The organism is Vibrio aquaticus, assembly GCF_003970385.1.
GTDB classification, from domain to species: domain Bacteria; phylum Pseudomonadota; class Gammaproteobacteria; order Enterobacterales; family Vibrionaceae; genus Vibrio; species Vibrio aquaticus.
This window is the reverse complement of record NZ_RXZH01000005.1, coordinates 137,427-153,285: the sequence shown is the minus strand read 5'-3', so window position 1 is coordinate 153,285 and position 15,859 is coordinate 137,427. Positions and strand designations below refer to the sequence as shown.

Sequence of the window (15,859 nt, the reverse complement as noted above, 5' to 3'; positions counted from 1 at the left end):
CCTTAAGATAAATAAAGCAGGGCGACTCTTTAGTTCTCTAGACTAGAGCTACCCTGCTTATGACTTATTTATCGGCGATTAGTTCGCACTTTTCGTTACAGCCGTGCTTAGTTAGCAACGATGTTTAGAAGTTTACCCGGTACGTAGATAACTTTACGTACTGTTTTACCTTCTGTGAACTTAGTAACGTTCTCATCGTTTAGACCTAGCGCTTCGATATCATCTTTAGAGATATCTGCAGGTACTGTTAGCTTCGCACGTAGCTTGCCGTTAACCTGAACGATGATGAGCTTCTCGTCTTCAACTAGCGCTTTCTCGTCAAATGTAGGCCATGCTGCGTTGTCGATATCAACTAAGTCTTCAGAACCTTGACCAAGACCCGCCCACATTTCGTAAGAGATGTGCGGAGTGATTGGGTAAAGCATTGCAACGACCGCTTTTAGTGCTTCATCAAGAATTGCACGATCTTGCGCTGATTCTTGAGGCGCTTTCGCTAGCTTGTTCATCAGTTCCATGATCGCAGCGATGGCTGTGTTGAACGTTTGACGACGAGCAACATCATCCGTCACTTTCGCGATAGTCTTGTGAACGTCACGACGTAGTGCTTTTTGGTCGCTAGACAGTGCTGATGTATCAACGGCTTCCGCTGCGCCTTTTGATGCATGCTCGTTAACCAGTTTCCAAACACGTTTCAGGAAGCGGTTAGCCCCTTCTACACCAGATTCTTGCCACTCAAGCGTCATGTCTGCTGGAGATGCAAACATCATGAATAGACGTACTGTGTCAGCACCGTACTTGTCTACCATCTCTTGTGGGTCGATACCGTTGTTCTTCGACTTAGACATCTTGATCATGCCTGAGTGCGATACGTCACGACCTTCGTTATCTTTTGCAGAAGTGATGCGGCCTTTACCGTCACGCTCTACTGCAACGTCAGTAGGTGCAACCCACTCTTTACCGCCCTTGTCGTTCTCGAAGTAGAACGCATCCGCTAGAACCATACCTTGACATAGAAGCTGCTTGAACGGCTCGTCAGAGGTTACGTAACCTGCGTCACGTAGTAGTTTGTGGAAGAAGCGAGAGTACAGAAGGTGCATACAAGCGTGCTCGATACCACCGATGTACTGGTCTACTGGTAGCCAGTAGTTTGCTTTTTCTGGATCTAGGATGTCATCAGCTTGTGGTGAACAGTAACGTGCGTAGTACCAAGAAGATTCCATGAACGTATCGAACGTGTCTGTCTCACGTAGAGCAGGTTCGCCGTTGAACGTTGTCTTCGCCCACTCTTTGTCAGCTTTGATTGGGCTAGTTACGCCGTCCATTACCACGTCTTCAGGAAGAATCACTGGGAGTTGGTCAGCAGGTACTGGGTGAACTTCACCATCTTCAGTGGTTACCATTGGGATTGGAGCACCCCAGTAACGTTGACGAGATACACCCCAGTCACGTAGACGGAAGTTAACTGTCTTAGTACCTTTTCCTTCAGCTTCTAGTTTCGCTGCGATTGCATCGAATGCCGCTTGGAATTCAAGACCGTCGAACTCACCAGAATCGAACAGTACACCTTTCTCAGTGTACGCTTCTTCAGCGATGTTTAGCTCGCTGTCATCAGCAGGCTTGATCACAGGGATGATGTCTAGACCGTACTTAGTCGCGAACTCGTAGTCACGTTGGTCGTGTGCAGGCACTGCCATTACAGCGCCTGTACCGTAGTCCATCAGTACGAAGTTAGCGACGTAAACTGGTACTTCACGACCGTTCAATGGGTGAATAGCAGTAAGGCCAGTCGCCATACCTTTCTTCTCCATTGTCGCAAGTTCCGCTTCCGCTACTTTGTTGTTCTTACACTCGTCGATGAACGCTGCAAGCTCTGGGTTGTTCTCTGCTGCTACTGCTGCAAGAGGGTGACCTGCTGCGATACCCACATAAGTCACACCCATTAGTGTGTCTGGACGTGTTGTGTAAACTTCTAGGTCTTGTTGACCCTTAACTTCAAACTTAAGTTCAACACCTTCAGAGCGACCGATCCAGTTGCGCTGCATGGTCTTAACCATTTCAGGCCAGCCATCTAGGTTGTCTAGATCGTCTAGTAGCTCTTGAGCGTATTCAGTGATCTTAATGAACCACTGTGGAATTTCTTTTTGCTCAACAGGTGTGTCACAACGCCAGCAGCAACCGTCTTCAACCTGCTCGTTAGCCAGTACAGTTTGGTCGTTTGGACACCAGTTAACTGATGAAGTTTTCTTGTAAACTAGGCCTTTGTTGTAAAGCTTAGTGAAGAACTCTTGCTCCCAACGGTAGTACTCAGGGGTACATGTTGCGAACTCACGGTTCCAGTCGTAACCAAAGCCTAGAAGCTTAAGTTGGTTCTTCATGTACTCAATGTTTTCGTAAGTCCATGGTGCAGGTGCCGTGTTGTTTTTCACTGCTGCGTTTTCTGCTGGTAGACCGAACGCATCCCAACCGATTGGTTGCATTACGTTTTTCCCTTGCAGGCGTTGGAAACGAGAGACTACATCACCGATAGTGTAGTTACGCACGTGACCCATGTGCAGTCGGCCACTTGGGTACGGGAACATAGATAAACAGTAGAATTTTTCTTTATTTGGGTCTTCACTTACAACAAAGGTCTTGTTGTTGTCCCAGTGCTGTTGAACTTTCTGTTCAATATCTTGCGGGTTGTATTGTTCTTGCATCGATGATGTCCAGTTATCTTGGAATTTGTGAGTTCGGTTAGAACAGACTTAAATAGATCGTCATAGAATACCTAAAGGAGCGAGGTACAACAATAGCTATCCCCGTCATACTTGTATTTAGGGGAACACATGGATTCGAATCTTGAGGAGGTGCGCTATGCCAAAACGTAAAGCGGGTTATGAAGAGATGCTAGATGACGTGGTAGAGACGCTCAAACATAGCCCTGATGAAGTGAACCACGTCATCGAAACATCAGGGAAAGTGGCTCAAGCCGCCAATGACCTAACCAAAGATGAAATGGCACTGGTTTCTGCGTATGTGAAATCCGATTTAAAAGAGTTCGCAGACAACTATGAAGATTCTAAAGGCGGCCCATTTTATCTGATGGTTGCAGACTCTATTTGGCAAGGCTTACTGGATATTACGGACCGAACGAAAGTCGAATGGGTAGAGCTATTTCAAGACTTGGAGCATCAAGGGCTCTATCAGGCAGGGGAAGTGATTGGCTTAGGTAATTTGGTCTGTGATGACTGCGGGCATAAGACTCAATACAACCACCCAACCGTCATCATTCCGTGTACAAAATGTGGCTGCAAAGGGTTTAGTCGCCAACCACTCAAACCATAAAAAGAAGGGAGGACATGAATATGGCCTCCCTACTGTTTAATTTTGCTTTCTAAGTGGGTTCTTTTTCCCACCTGTGACTGGGTCTGCTGCGCCCGACTCTTTTGCTTGCTCGGCGCGTTTACGGCGAATCTCTTTTGGATCGGCCAGTAGTGGTCGATAAATCTCAATGCGGTCTTTATCTTGTACCGTCGCATTGAGTTTTACATTACGACTGAATACCCCGACCTTATTCTCTTTCAAGTCAATTTCTGGGTAGAGCTCTAGTACACCTGACTGTGCAATGATCTCTTCAACCGTCATTTCTTTATTTACGACCAACGTAAACACACGCTGTTCTTGAGGCAGTGCAAATACCACCTCAACATGAATCATGTCAGACTCAATACTCATAAGCTGGGTACACCTGTTTTGCACGCTGAGTAAATGCATTAACCATATTACTGGTCAACTCATTAAAGACCTTACCAAAAGCCATTTCGATCATTTTGCTGGAAAACTCAAACTCTAACTTGAGCTCGACCTTACACGCTTGTTCATCAAGAGGGGTAAAAAACCAGCCTCCTTTCAAGCTTTTAAATGGCCCATCAACCAAATTCATCAAGATAGCTTCGCCACCGACTAACTCGTTGGATGTGGTAAATGTTTTGCTAATCCCTGCTTTTGCAACGTCAACGGAAGCCACCATCGCATCTGAGCTTGATTCAATCACACGCGAGCCTGAGCACCCCGGTAAGAACTCTGGGTAACTCGCCACGTCATTCACGAGATTGAACATCTGCTCGGCACTAAATGACACCAATGCAGAACGGCTGACTTGCTTCATATTGATTCCTCTTAACCTCTGCTTGAACCTCAAGCATGATGCAATTTTACTTTTATTTGCACTCAGCGCAAATAAAGGGATTTCCTAACTCACATCCTAACCGTATAATGCAGCTATTATGGCAAAGAAAAAATCTAAACAAAAAGCGGGTAGCAATACCATCGCTCTAAATAAGAAAGCTCGCCACGAATATTTTATCGACGATGAAATTGAAGCCGGCATGGAGCTACAAGGCTGGGAAGTTAAGGCACTTCGTGAAGGCAAAGCCAATATCGCAGAAAGCTACGTCTTTATGCGTGACGGTGAAGCTTTTGTCAGTGGCATGACTATTACTCCACTTCAACAAGCATCGACTCACGTTGTCGCTAACCCGACTCGTGTTCGTAAACTACTAATGAGCCGCCGCGAACTGGACAACCTGTTAGGTCGTATCAACCGCGAAGGCATGACACTTGCTGCTCTCTCACTGTACTGGTCTCGCTCTTGGGTGAAGATAAAAATCGGTGTCGCGAAAGGTAAGAAGCTGCACGATAAACGTACTGATCTTAAAGAAAAAGATTGGGCTCGCGAAAAAGCGCGCGTAATGAAGAGTTCATTGCGCTAATATTGAGCACTTAAACGCACAAGGCTAGACAGGTTACACTTTTCTGGTACTATGCGAGTAACACTTCGGGGCTGATTTAGGATTCGACAGGAATTTTGAAGTCTGAGGTGCATGCCGTGGGGCGGTTGGCCACGTAAAAAGCCGCAAAAAAATAGTCGCAAACGACGAAAACTACGCACTAGCAGCTTAATAACCTGCTCAGAGCTCTCTCGCCCTAGCTTCCGCACGTAAGACGGGGACCAACGAGAGATCAAACCCAAACGCGCTAGCCCGGATTCTCCCGCCTGAGAGATGAACGGCGAATTTTAATTCAGGATAGCCATTTACTAGCGTGTCGGTTCGCAGGTGGGTGGTGAAATTAAAGATCGACTAAGCATGTAGTACCAATGATGAATGGTTTTTGGACGCGGGTTCAACTCCCGCCAGCTCCACCAAACGTTTGGAAAGGCGCTAACTCTTTGAGTTAGCGCCTTTTTTTATTTTAACAATCAATATCTGAGCTGTTTGTACTAATAATTGGTACTAAACATGCGATATTTGACCTTATCAACATCAGGTAACTAGTGTTTCCGATATCAGCTTCCTCGCCAACAACGTCCTCTATTTGAAAACAGATCTGAAATAAAAAGATCGCTTAAGACATCTTGTAAGCACGAGGCTAAGCTTTTAGCCCTTGAGTTAGAGCTATCCATTAGAAAGAAAGTGATGGGCTAGCTCTCACGGAATGAACTTTGGTCAGTGTCAAAGCCACCAGCCATAGAAAAGAAAGCGACAAAGCCCGATTTTAGTTGACCACTACAACCAGCTACCAAGCTAAAGTTGCGACTAAATCGAAACGAGATAAGCAAAGTACGTTATCAAAACGTAAAATTGCTTTTAGTGGTACTAGGCTAAAGTCAATTGCGTCAGATAGGGCATGAGGTACAGAGAGCCTATGTTATAAGCTATGGTCAATTTGGGCTAGTTGAATGAAGAACTAAATGACTACTAACGTTGCACCACCATGAAACGCTATATTAGAACACTCAGCAAGAGCTACAGGTCAAAGGCTAGTTTAAAAGAGGCTTATTAATTACTTGATTCCTATACCCTTCTTTATTTACTTAACTGGTGCTAAAACTGCCGCCTTGGACGCTAGCTTACATATTGATAACATATCCACATATCCACATATCCACATATCCACATATCCACATATCCACATATCCACATATCACTAAACCAAGAAAGCTTGTTATCAACAACTTATATTAGGTAGCTGTAATAACCACTTAATCCATTGATTAGAAAACAAAACAAGTAAACAGCCACATACTCCAATGTTCTAAATGCAGATGAAGTTTTGAGTGGTGGGACAACGAAAGAATACCGAATATTCAGTATTCTTACCTCACAATCCCCCCAACAACCATTTGTAGGAAGACTACTTAATGAATGATCTTGTCGACTTAATTAAGTTTTTTTGCGGTACATTCGCAGCTGTAGATGAAGTGGTTATTCCTCAAGTAACTGGTCACTACAAGTTTTTAAGTAATGATGAAGAGGTCTCATCACCATACAGAGTTGCCATTGTCGTAGACATTCAACACATGATGTACCACATGGTAATTGCAGCTCAAGAAATAGATGACAACTTTTATAGTGAGTACCACCAAATCAAACCCATTATCGATACAATTGCAGCAGATTACAGTCGTAGCAGACTACATGACGAGCCACTGGCATTTACCAATATAGTTTTTACTATTGCTGACAAAATTCATGGGGATAGAAATAGACTTGCAGAGTCTTTCTCAAGCGTGCATAACGTAAAGTTCAGAGGCTACCTAAGTGAAACAAAAACACTAAACTTGGTTTCTCCGAAGATAAAGTATGTGCCCGCAGAAACCTATGATGAAAGCTTGGCTAGTGGTGATCGAAAACTTGTTGTTAACTCAGCAAATTATCAGATATATCTCAGCTCAAAAGGCAAGATCTCAACATGTTATCATGCTATGAATTCAAGTATTAATCACAATCTAGATGCACATAAAGACTTAGAGCAGCTACAATCCCTGAGAGATGAGCTTGAAACTTATACCCACTCTGATAAAGAAAGAAATGAATATTCAGACATAGTCGTTAATGCAGTGGTAGATGCCTTTAAAGGAGATGTAGAGCAAGCTAAAGGTAGACTAAAAGGACAAATTGCCCACCAAATTGAAAAGAAAGAATCCCGAAACCTGATCTTGACTATTGTATTGTTTTCAATAGCCATACTCGCTACATTCATCACATCAATCAATCCAAACTCAGAAGATTATCAATTTGTATTGCGTGTGATTTGTAGCTCTACTCTAGGCGGTTTATTCTTTTCTCTCATAGACAAACAACTTGTAAAGCAGTGTGCTCACCTAAAAATTACACATTTTCTATCTGAGGTCTCCGTAAAGCTAATTGTTAGCATTATTTGTGGTTTCATTTTGACAGTGCTGACACAAGCTAACTTGGTGATGGGAAAGTTTGCCGATGATCTATGGATCATGCTTGGACTCAGCTTTGTGGCAGGCTGGAGCCAAACTCTTGTCCCAAATCTACTTAGTCGAGTTGAAAAAAGTACTGAAAAGTAGATACATGACTAAAGAGCTAGCTCAATTACAGATACCGTTTACACTTAGTATTCCCAAAAAAACAAACCAAAGAAAAGGTTTAAAAATCAATAAAATAGACTTTGGATTCAACTTACGCCAGCACGTTTGGAAAGACGCTAACTCTTTGAGTTAGCGTCTTTTTGTTTACAATAGATAATGCGTTGGCTGTTTATACCTATCGAGATGAATAGGTGATCAGCTAGAGCCTCCCCTAGTCTACTAGATTAAGTAACTTGCTCATCTAGTTCTCTTTTTTACGTCTACAGGGGAATTCTGAAGTCATCACTCAACTTGCCCCAGTGTTTCTTTAGCGCGCCTTTTTGCCCTTCCTCCATGGGAAGCTCTTGCAGCAAATCAGGCCAGTTTTTTCGAGCCAGGTTCATCACATCAATCAGATGTGGCTTAATCGCAACCCACGGTGCTCCAGATTTCTCAGCCCACACTTCAAAGTGTTTCATGGTGATTTCAAACCATTGCTTGGTTCCTACCATGTTCAGTGCAAGGCTGTCATTTTCTATATACGGAGAGGTGAACACCACGTCATAAAGAGGCGATAAGCGCGGGGAGTAAGCATCACTATAAATCAACGTCCAGTTTTTAAGGTGTGCATCGCCGTTTCCTAGCAAGATGTTAATCAATAACCTTCTTGCCATCTGCTGAATGTCTTTCAATCGTTCAGAGCTAGATTGATAGAGCACGTTGCCTAGTTGTTCATAGTTAACCCGTTGATATTTGTCCGAAGGGTAAAGGCCAAATACTTGAGCAAAATCTTCAGTATGGATACGCCCTTCGCCACTACGATCGAATCGCTTGATGCCATAGGCATATTTCTCATCCGGTAATTTAATACTGGGTAACCCCTCAAGCTCTTCCAGTTCAATTAGTCGTATTTCAGGTATCTCTGCCCCCGCCGTCTCAGCCAGCTTCATACAGGTATATTCATTGACAGGTACACCTTTGTGAACAGTGGATGGGGTTTTAATAATCCACATATCCTCAGAAATCTCTTGATCGATATGGTATCGGCCATCTAGATGTGACGAGGAAAACTTCATTTGTACGCCTGCCAATGAAAACTTGGTATCAGCATGTTTAACATTGATTTGTTGAGGCTCTGTCGATAATCGCTGCTCTAACGCCCAATCGGGCACATCACCCGCTTTTATCGGCTTAGCGATTAGTGCTCCTGGCAAGTTAGAGCCTAAATAGGCAAGGATTGAAAATTCGTTGTTTACGTGGCATTGGAGCGCTTTGGCTGTCAGCTCTCTCAATGCTCCCTCTGGTAACAGATTGGATAATACAGGTGGGATCTTATCGGTCCGAATCTGAGGTTTACTTAAATAGCCTGGATCGCGCAGTTGCCTCAAGGTAAAAACAGGCCGTTTATCAGCTGGCAGCGCAACAAATTCGGGATTGAAGGTCAGTATGTTTTTCCCACCAGCATAATGCGCAATGACAGCAACATCGCTACCGTGTAGTTGGATGTTTAAGCCTTCAACTTTCTCAAACTGCTTACTCATGAGTTATCCTCTGAGTCAAACCAAAACCCAAGGTCATCAGAGTCATCTTCTAGCCTACCTTTACTTTTGCCAAGTTCACTTTGGCTATCTAGTACCCTCTCGACTAGGGAAGGAGACGCTTTATCTCCCTTTGGAACAATAGAAAGCTCTAAATCCAGCCCTTCCAGCACTCTGAGCAAGGTAGATAGTTTTACGTCATTACCCGCTTCAATACGTTGATACTGTTGCTGCTTCATGCCGATTCGCATGTACATGTCTTTTTGCTCGATACCCTGCTTTTTACGTTGCTCGGTAAGCAGCACTGCAATTTCATCAATATTCTTCACTACACACCTCAAACAACTCTATTGTTGTACCAGTCACCATAAACAACATATTAGTTGTAAATACCCCCTCTAACAACTTTAAAATTGTATTTTGTATCATGAACAACTCAGGAGTTGTTCCGTTGAGATAGATGAGAGATTTAGATTCTGAGGAAGTGCACCCTATTTGGGGGAAAATGGTGGTAACCGGAAAGAATAGGTACACCGAAAGATACACCAGTAAAAATCAAATCAATACAAATTAATGAAAAACAGATAGTTAGAGATCAAGTTCAACTCCCGCCAGCTCCACCAAACGTTTGGAAAGGCGCTAACTCTTTGAGTTAGCGCCTTTTTGTTTTCTATCACCAATGAAATCCACTCGTTGTACTAAACATTAGTACTAACCTAATACGCTTTCACTGTCTTATAAGCACATATCGCTCGCGCTTTCTCAGCACCTTGCGTTTTGTTTTGCTGGTAGCACGCTCGGTATGAGTCGATGTAACGGTTGAACAGTTTCGTCGCTTCTGGCTTAGGTTTGGAGACTAATTGATTGACGAACTTCCTTGAGCCAACTTCGAAATGCTGAGTATCGATAGGTGTGTTCCAATCCCCGCCCCAAATAAGAAATCCGTGATGAGCAAATAGATCGACGACTTCTTCAGCCATACCTGTTCGGCTTAACTCTGAGCGAGCACGAAACTGCGTTCGGTTGATGTACTGAGTTGCAGATTGAGTCGGCTTCACTTTTATAGTGCCATTATCTCCAAACTCTAAGAATGGGTTCTGCACTGGGTTGATATCTACCGCTACGCCATAAGCATGCTTAGACCAACTGCTGCCACCCGTTATCGCCCTAGCATTAAATGCGCTGCTATTGTTGGCGTCCATCGAGGCATTATCGTCCCCTTTAAACTCACGCATTAATCGCGCAGAGTGGAGCGGAAATTTACGCTGATATAACTCGGCAAAAATACGCTCGACTGACGGGGCAACCACATCGAGAACAATCATACTGCCCTGCTCTGTTTTACCTGCGAAGTTAACGTAATCGAAATCAACCTTCATTAATCGGTCGCACCCAACAGGCGCGCCTTGAGCCAAGACACCTGTTTTATACATCATGTCACATTGCCATTCAGACACCTGCGCACTGCCTGCATAACTGCTGGCACTAAAAAGAGCGAGTAATGCACCTAACGTTATAGTCTTCATTATTATTTCCTCTGCCTCATGCAGTAGGTCTTATACTGTATGTAATCAAATTTAATGGGATACCAACGATGACTCGCCAAAGCCCTATCCAAATACTGGCTATCGACCACATCGTGTTAAGAACTTCTAACCTACAGAAAATGCTCGCCTTTTATCAAGACATTCTTGCTTGCCCAATAGAAAGAGAGCTACCCGAATTGGGCCTAACCCAACTCAGAGCAGGTAATGCACTGATCGACATCGTGACAGTAGAGAGTGAGTTGGGAAAACTAGGAGGGAAAGCACCCGAACAAAACGGGCGCAACGTTGATCATTTCTGCCTGCAAACAAGCGAGTTTGATGAGCAACAGCTACGTAACTACCTTGAGTCACACAGTATTACTACCAATGACTTTGTAGAAAGATACGGCGCGCAAGGCTTTGGCCGATCTATCTATATAGAAGATCCTGAAGGGAATGTGGTTGAGCTAAAACCGCAGTTATAGATTTTGCTTGTCTGCAATCTTATCGCAAATATAACCACCGATCGGGATAGCAGAGGTTGCCGCTGGTGAGGGTGCATTACAAACATGCAAAGAGCGCGGGCTTTCAGCAAACAAAAAGTCATGCACTAAGCTGCCATCTTTGAGCACGGCTTGTGCCCTTATACCAGCAGGATACGGCTGCAAGTCTTCAACCTCTATCTGTGGGCAGTATTTATTAACCAGCTTTAGATAGCCCGCTTTCGACCAAGAGTTTTTAAACTCCACCAGCCCGGTTTTAAAATGCTTGGCCGTCACCTTCCAAAATCCGGTAAAGCTCAGCATCTCTAGGGTATCTTTGAAATCAAAGTTAAAACGCCCATACCCTTCTCGCTTGAAGCCTTGCACTGCGTTCGGCCCAACGGTCACACTGCCATCAATCATCCGAGTTAAATGCACACCTAAGAACGGCAAGTCAGGATCTGGAATTGGGTAGATGAGGTGTTTCACCACTTGGTTATGCTTTGCGGGTAATTGGTAATATTCACCGCGATAAGGAATGATTTGAAAGTCGGTTTCGAGCCCCATCATTCTAGTGATTCTATCGGCCATTAACCCAGAACATGACACCAAGAAGCGTCCGCTTAAAATGGAAGATTGAGATTGGCTGTGAACCTTAACCTCGACGCAGTCTGCATATTCACTAATACCAATCACTTCGCTACTTAGCTGTATCTCGCCGCCCGCTTGTTGGAACTCCTGCGCCATGGCTTGGGTCACTTTACGATAGTCGACAATACTGGTTGCAGAGACGGCTATCGCACCGAGTCCAGTGATGTTCGGTTCTCTGCGCTTTAGCTCTTGCTGATCAATCAGTTCAACGTCGATTTGGTTGTCTTGGCAGCGTTTGAATAATGTGTTCATACGCTCGACTTCTTGGGGGGTAGTTGCAACTAATAGCTTGCCGCAATTCTCAACCGCAATAGAATGCTTGCGACAAAACTCGGTGGTCGCCGCGACGCCCGCTTTACAAAACTCGGCTTTTAGACTGCCAGGTGCGTAATACACCCCAGCGTGAATCACACCACTGTTATGCCCTGTTTGGTGAGACGATAAGCGTTGCTCTTTCTCAAGCAGCAAAATCGAGCTATTTGGATGACGTTGCTGTAACTGCCAAGCCGTCGACACGCCAACAATCCCGCCGCCAACAACAATGTAATCGTAAGTTTGCTTCAATTTCTTGTCCCTTTTGGCTCAATTAAGCACATTGGTTAGCAAGCTTTCACACGTAGAGAAACTTTCTTAGCCGCTAAACAGTTGAAAGTAGTCGTTATATAGCGAAATATTATCAATCGATACAATTCATGTTCAATTAAACATCGAAACTTTGTGAAACATGGTTAAAATAGCCGGCTCAGATTTTTATCCATCGGTTCTTTGAGGAAGAGACATTGAAGACGCAACACCTTGCATCAAGCAATAGTAAAGATATTGAACAAGCCAAAGAGATTCTCGCTTCTGGCGAACTTGTTGCGATTCCGACCGAGACCGTTTATGGCCTTGCTGCCGATGCTTCAAACCCTGAAGCAGTGAAAAAAATCTTTGCTGCCAAAGGTCGCCCAGCAAACCACCCACTGATCGTTCACATCGGCAGTGTGGAGCAATTGACTGACTGGGCAACGGACATTCCTCAAGAAGCTTATACTATTGCCAGCGCTTACTGGCCGGGTCCTGTAACGCTACTACTCAACAAAGCAGAGCAAGCGACGCCAGTAGTAACCGGTGGTTTAGACACGATTGGTATTCGCATGCCAGCGCACGATGTTTTTGCTTCACTGCTATCTTCAGGTATGGCAGTGGCGGCTCCATCAGCAAACCCATACAAAAAGCTAAGCCCAACTTCCGCAGAGCATGTGATGAACTCGCTAGGTGGCAAAATTGCTGCGGTACTTGATGGTGGTGATTGTGTTCACGGCCTAGAGTCGACCATTATCGACCTGACTCAAAAGCCATTTCGAGTGCTTCGCACAGGCCCAGTGACCGCGACACAACTAGCAGAGACTTTAGATGAAGAAGTTCTCGCGCCTAAAGCTCACGCGGTTGCAGTACCTGGTAATGTCACTAGCCACTATCAGCCAAATACTAAAGTACGCTTGGTTGATCTTAGCGATATTGAATCAGCAAACGGCAACAACATCGCTTGTTTACACTACTCTGCAATTGAAGCTTCACTAGGCTTTAAATCTAAGCTGATGCCACAAGATGTCGCGCAGTACTCGCATGACCTTTACCGCGCGCTTGATGAAGCTGATAAATGGGGCTGTGATGAGATCTGGGTTGAGCGCCCACCAGTGAGCGAAGAGTGGTTTGCGGTTCATGACCGATTGAATCGAGCTCAATCTAAGCTGTAATCATTCTAAGCCCAGTTCACGCTGGGCTTTTTATTTTTTCATCACTAACAGACTCCCCCTCAGCTAAGACTCAGCGAACAAGTGTTCACCTTTTTTCCTTTTAAAATAATGAGTTAAATAAGATATCTGGCTATTTTTCGATCCCACTTCACACCTTTTCATCGTCTAACTAAACCTCCCACCAAAAATGTTGCAATTTAGTTAACTAGACCTAAAACTCTAAATTCACCGATAGGTTTAATCGAGGAGTGTGTTGTGCTGACTATTATTCGTCTTATCTTGGCTGGGATCTTTGTGGTGTTTACCACCTTATTTGCGTTGCTCTATTGCCTGTTTAGCCCAAGAAATCCCAAGCACGTCTACTTCTTCTGTCGCTGGTTTAACCAACTGCATAAACTGGTCGGAATTGAGCTTATCCAGCGTGGATTGGAGCATGCACCGACGCCAAACAACAGCGTGTATATCTCTAATCACCAAAGCGTTTATGACTTTGTCACCTCACCGGGGATGTTACGACCGCGCACGGTTTCTTTAGGCAAAAAGGAACTGATTTGGGTGCCATTTTTCGGTCAACTGTATTGGATTACAGGCAACATCTTGATTGATCGTCAAGATAAGTCCAAAGCGCGCGACACGATTAAACAGGTCGCCGAAGCGATCCACCAGCGTGATTTGTCTGTTTGGGCTTACCCTGAAGGCACGCGCAGTAAAGGGCGTGGACTATTGCCATTTAAGACGGGCGCTTTTCGTATGGCGATTGAAGCAGGTGTGCCAATTACGCCAATGGTGGTCAGCACCACCCACAATAAGATCAACTTAAATCGCCGTAATAATGGCGTGGTGATTACTGAAATGCTTGAGCCTATTGACGTCACTGGCTATACCATCAATGATGCACGCGCTTTGGCCGATCATTGCCATCAGCTAATGGAACAAAAGATCGCTGAGCTTGATGCGGAGGTCACTCTGCTTGAAACGCAAAAACAGCCAACTCAAGCGCCTCAGTAGACAATTCTGCTCCCAGTAGGTAATTCAGCTCTCACTAGGAAAGCAATAGGGAATCACTCGCAGATAACCTACTGAGAAGTCGATAAATTACTTTAAAAACTGCTAAGCCCTCGCATTTCTCGCCTAGCGACTTGTCGTAAAATAGCTTTGTCGGCACTGTCGTAGCGAAGTTTTGCGAGGGGGTTACATGGAAATCATTCATCATGGTGGCAAGCACACCATCACCGGCTCTTGCCATGAGTTAAGAGATACACATCAAGCGATTCTCATCGATTGTGGATTATTCCAAGGTGCCGATACTCGCCCGCTTGAGGTTGAATTTGACACCTCGCACATCAACGCCTTAGTCATTACCCACGCGCATATTGACCATATTGGTCGCCTGCCTTGGTTACTCGCGACCGGATTTAATCAGCCCATCTACTGCAGTGATGCCACAGCAGAACTTATTCCATTAATGCTCGAAGATAGCTTAAAGCTTCAACTCGGGTTAAAGCCCAAACAGTCGCAACGGGTACTCAATAAGATCCGTAAGTTGCTTAAGCCGCAGCCCTATAATCAGTGGATTGAGCTAGAGCCCGTATTAGCAGATTCAATGGCGATCCGTTTCCAGCCTGCAGGGCACATACTCGGCTCTGCCTACATCGAAGTGCGTTTAGCCAATCAAGAGGTGGTGGTGTTTTCTGGTGATTTAGGCCCGAGTAACACGCCTTTATTACCTGACCCATTACCGCCTGAGCGAGCGGATTACCTGCTGATTGAAACCACCTATGGTGATAAACCGCATGATGACATTGCGACTCGCTCTGAGCGACTTAAGGCAATCATTGATCGCTCACTGGAAGATGGTGGCACTATCTTAATCCCCGCCTTTAGCGTCGGCCGAACTCAAGAACTGCTGTTTGATATTGAACAGCTGATTCATGATCACCAAATCGACATTTCAATTCCGATCATTTTGGACTCGCCGATGGCGCAGCGCGTGACTCGTTCTTATCGACGCTTCAAACAGCTTTGGGGGCAAGAAGCCAAGCAGCGCCTTAAGATGCATCGCCACCCGCTGGCCTTTGAGCAGTGTATTACGGTCGAAGATTACCGCACTCACCAAAGGTTGGTTAATCGACTGCAATCCACAAGGGAAGCGGCGATCGTGGTTGCCGCATCTGGTATGTGCCAAGGTGGCCGAATCATGGATTACCTTAAAGCTCTCTTACCCGATGAGCGCACCGATGTCTTGTTAGCGGGTTATCAAGCCGAAGGAACGCTAGGAAGAGCCATTCAGTCTGGCGCAATGGCGATAGAGATTGATCAACAAGAAGTCGAAGTGAAGGCGCAGATTCATACCATGTCTGGTTACTCTGCCCATGCAGACAAAGACGATTTACTTCGCTTTGTTCAGGGGATTGCTCCCACACCAAAAGAGGTGCATTTGATTCATGGTGAGCCCTCGACAAAAGCAAAGTTTGCGACTCAACTACACAGCCTATCTTGCCAAATTTTCACCTAATGAATATCAACTTCTAAACGTTGTCGACAAGGCAAAAATTATTCGCCA

14 protein-coding genes, 1 other RNA gene and 1 pseudogene are annotated in these 15,859 nt (G+C 44.9%); 9 read left to right on the top strand and 7 right to left on the bottom strand.

What is annotated here, in order from left to right:
* Nucleotides 1–107 precede the first annotated feature (107 nt).
* Nucleotides 108–2,696 (bottom strand): leucine--tRNA ligase, encoded by a 2,589-nt coding sequence (gene leuS, locus EJ063_RS12775; RefSeq protein ID WP_126574668.1) that lies wholly within the window; start codon nt 2,694–2,696, stop codon nt 108–110.
* 157 nt (nt 2,697–2,853) lie between these two features.
* Here leuS and EJ063_RS12770 point away from each other — a divergent pair, with 157 nt between their 5' ends.
* The gene (locus EJ063_RS12770) at nt 2,854–3,324 is read left to right on the top strand and encodes a zinc ribbon-containing protein (protein ID WP_126574667.1); all 471 of its coding nucleotides are present in this window, start codon (nt 2,854–2,856) and stop codon (nt 3,322–3,324) included.
* Nucleotides 3,325–3,360: 36 nt separating this feature from the next.
* Here EJ063_RS12770 and EJ063_RS12765 read toward each other — a convergent pair whose 3' ends face one another.
* Together EJ063_RS12765 and EJ063_RS12760 are read right to left on the bottom strand one after the other, a co-directional pair.
* Entirely contained in the window at nt 3,361–3,714 is a 354-nt protein-coding gene (locus EJ063_RS12765; protein WP_126574666.1) for an RnfH family protein, read from the bottom strand.
* Nucleotides 3,704–4,147, bottom strand: coding sequence for an SRPBCC family protein (locus EJ063_RS12760; RefSeq protein WP_126574665.1), 444 nt, complete (start codon nt 4,145–4,147; stop codon nt 3,704–3,706). Before EJ063_RS12760 ends, EJ063_RS12765 begins: the two co-directional genes overlap by 11 nt.
* Nucleotides 4,148–4,265: 118 nt before the next feature.
* Here EJ063_RS12760 and smpB point away from each other — a divergent pair, with 118 nt between their 5' ends.
* The 4 genes and pseudogenes from smpB to EJ063_RS12745 all read left to right on the top strand — a co-directional run bounded on the left by smpB (nt 4,266) and on the right by EJ063_RS12745 (nt 7,360).
* Nucleotides 4,266–4,751 (top strand): SsrA-binding protein SmpB, encoded by a 486-nt coding sequence (gene smpB, locus EJ063_RS12755; protein ID WP_126574664.1) that lies wholly within the window; start codon nt 4,266–4,268, stop codon nt 4,749–4,751.
* Between the two features lie 67 nt (nt 4,752–4,818).
* Nucleotides 4,819–5,185: a transfer-messenger RNA gene (ssrA, locus tag EJ063_RS12750) on the top strand.
* A 142-nt stretch (nt 5,186–5,327) separates the two neighbouring features.
* Nucleotides 5,328–5,465 (top strand): annotated as a pseudogene (locus tag EJ063_RS21335) (DUF6538 domain-containing protein); the annotation flags it as partial.
* 716 nt (nt 5,466–6,181) lie between these two features.
* Nucleotides 6,182–7,360, top strand: a complete 1,179-nt coding sequence (locus EJ063_RS12745; RefSeq protein WP_126574663.1) for a hypothetical protein — start codon at nt 6,182–6,184, stop codon at nt 7,358–7,360.
* A gap of 281 nt (nt 7,361–7,641) precedes the next feature.
* Here the strand turns inward: EJ063_RS12745 and EJ063_RS12740 are convergent, their stop codons facing one another.
* From EJ063_RS12740 to EJ063_RS12730, 3 genes are all read right to left on the bottom strand, one after another.
* Nucleotides 7,642–8,901 (bottom strand): type II toxin-antitoxin system HipA family toxin, encoded by a 1,260-nt coding sequence (locus EJ063_RS12740; protein ID WP_126574662.1) that lies wholly within the window; start codon nt 8,899–8,901, stop codon nt 7,642–7,644.
* Nucleotides 8,898–9,227: a helix-turn-helix domain-containing protein gene (locus EJ063_RS12735; RefSeq protein WP_126574661.1), complete on the bottom strand. Its 330-nt coding sequence runs from the start codon at nt 9,225–9,227 to the stop codon at nt 8,898–8,900. The genes EJ063_RS12740 and EJ063_RS12735 overlap by 4 nt, the downstream gene beginning before the upstream one ends.
* Nucleotides 9,228–9,614: 387 nt before the next feature.
* Complete coding sequence (locus tag EJ063_RS12730; RefSeq protein WP_126574660.1) at nt 9,615–10,424, bottom strand: M15 family metallopeptidase; 810 nt, start codon at nt 10,422–10,424, stop codon at nt 9,615–9,617.
* A 68-nt stretch (nt 10,425–10,492) separates the two neighbouring features.
* Between EJ063_RS12730 and EJ063_RS12725 the strand changes: the two genes are divergently transcribed.
* Nucleotides 10,493–10,909: a VOC family protein gene (locus EJ063_RS12725; protein ID WP_126574659.1), complete on the top strand. Its 417-nt coding sequence runs from the start codon at nt 10,493–10,495 to the stop codon at nt 10,907–10,909.
* On the opposite strand, the gene lhgD is transcribed toward EJ063_RS12725, so the two are convergent.
* Complete coding sequence (gene lhgD / locus EJ063_RS12720) at nt 10,904–12,121, bottom strand: L-2-hydroxyglutarate dehydrogenase (RefSeq protein ID WP_126574658.1); 1,218 nt, start codon at nt 12,119–12,121, stop codon at nt 10,904–10,906. The two genes, EJ063_RS12725 and lhgD, sit on opposite strands and share 6 nt — an antisense overlap.
* Before the next feature lie 215 nt (nt 12,122–12,336).
* Here lhgD and EJ063_RS12715 point away from each other — a divergent pair, with 215 nt between their 5' ends.
* From EJ063_RS12715 to EJ063_RS12705, 3 genes are all read left to right on the top strand, one after another.
* Nucleotides 12,337–13,296, top strand: coding sequence for an L-threonylcarbamoyladenylate synthase (locus tag EJ063_RS12715; protein WP_126574657.1), 960 nt, complete (start codon nt 12,337–12,339; stop codon nt 13,294–13,296).
* Between the two features lie 255 nt (nt 13,297–13,551).
* Nucleotides 13,552–14,304: a 1-acylglycerol-3-phosphate O-acyltransferase gene (locus EJ063_RS12710; RefSeq protein WP_126574656.1), complete on the top strand. Its 753-nt coding sequence runs from the start codon at nt 13,552–13,554 to the stop codon at nt 14,302–14,304.
* A gap of 187 nt (nt 14,305–14,491) precedes the next feature.
* Nucleotides 14,492–15,811, top strand: a complete 1,320-nt coding sequence (locus EJ063_RS12705) for an MBL fold metallo-hydrolase (protein WP_126574655.1) — start codon at nt 14,492–14,494, stop codon at nt 15,809–15,811.
* Nucleotides 15,812–15,859 lie beyond the last annotated feature (48 nt).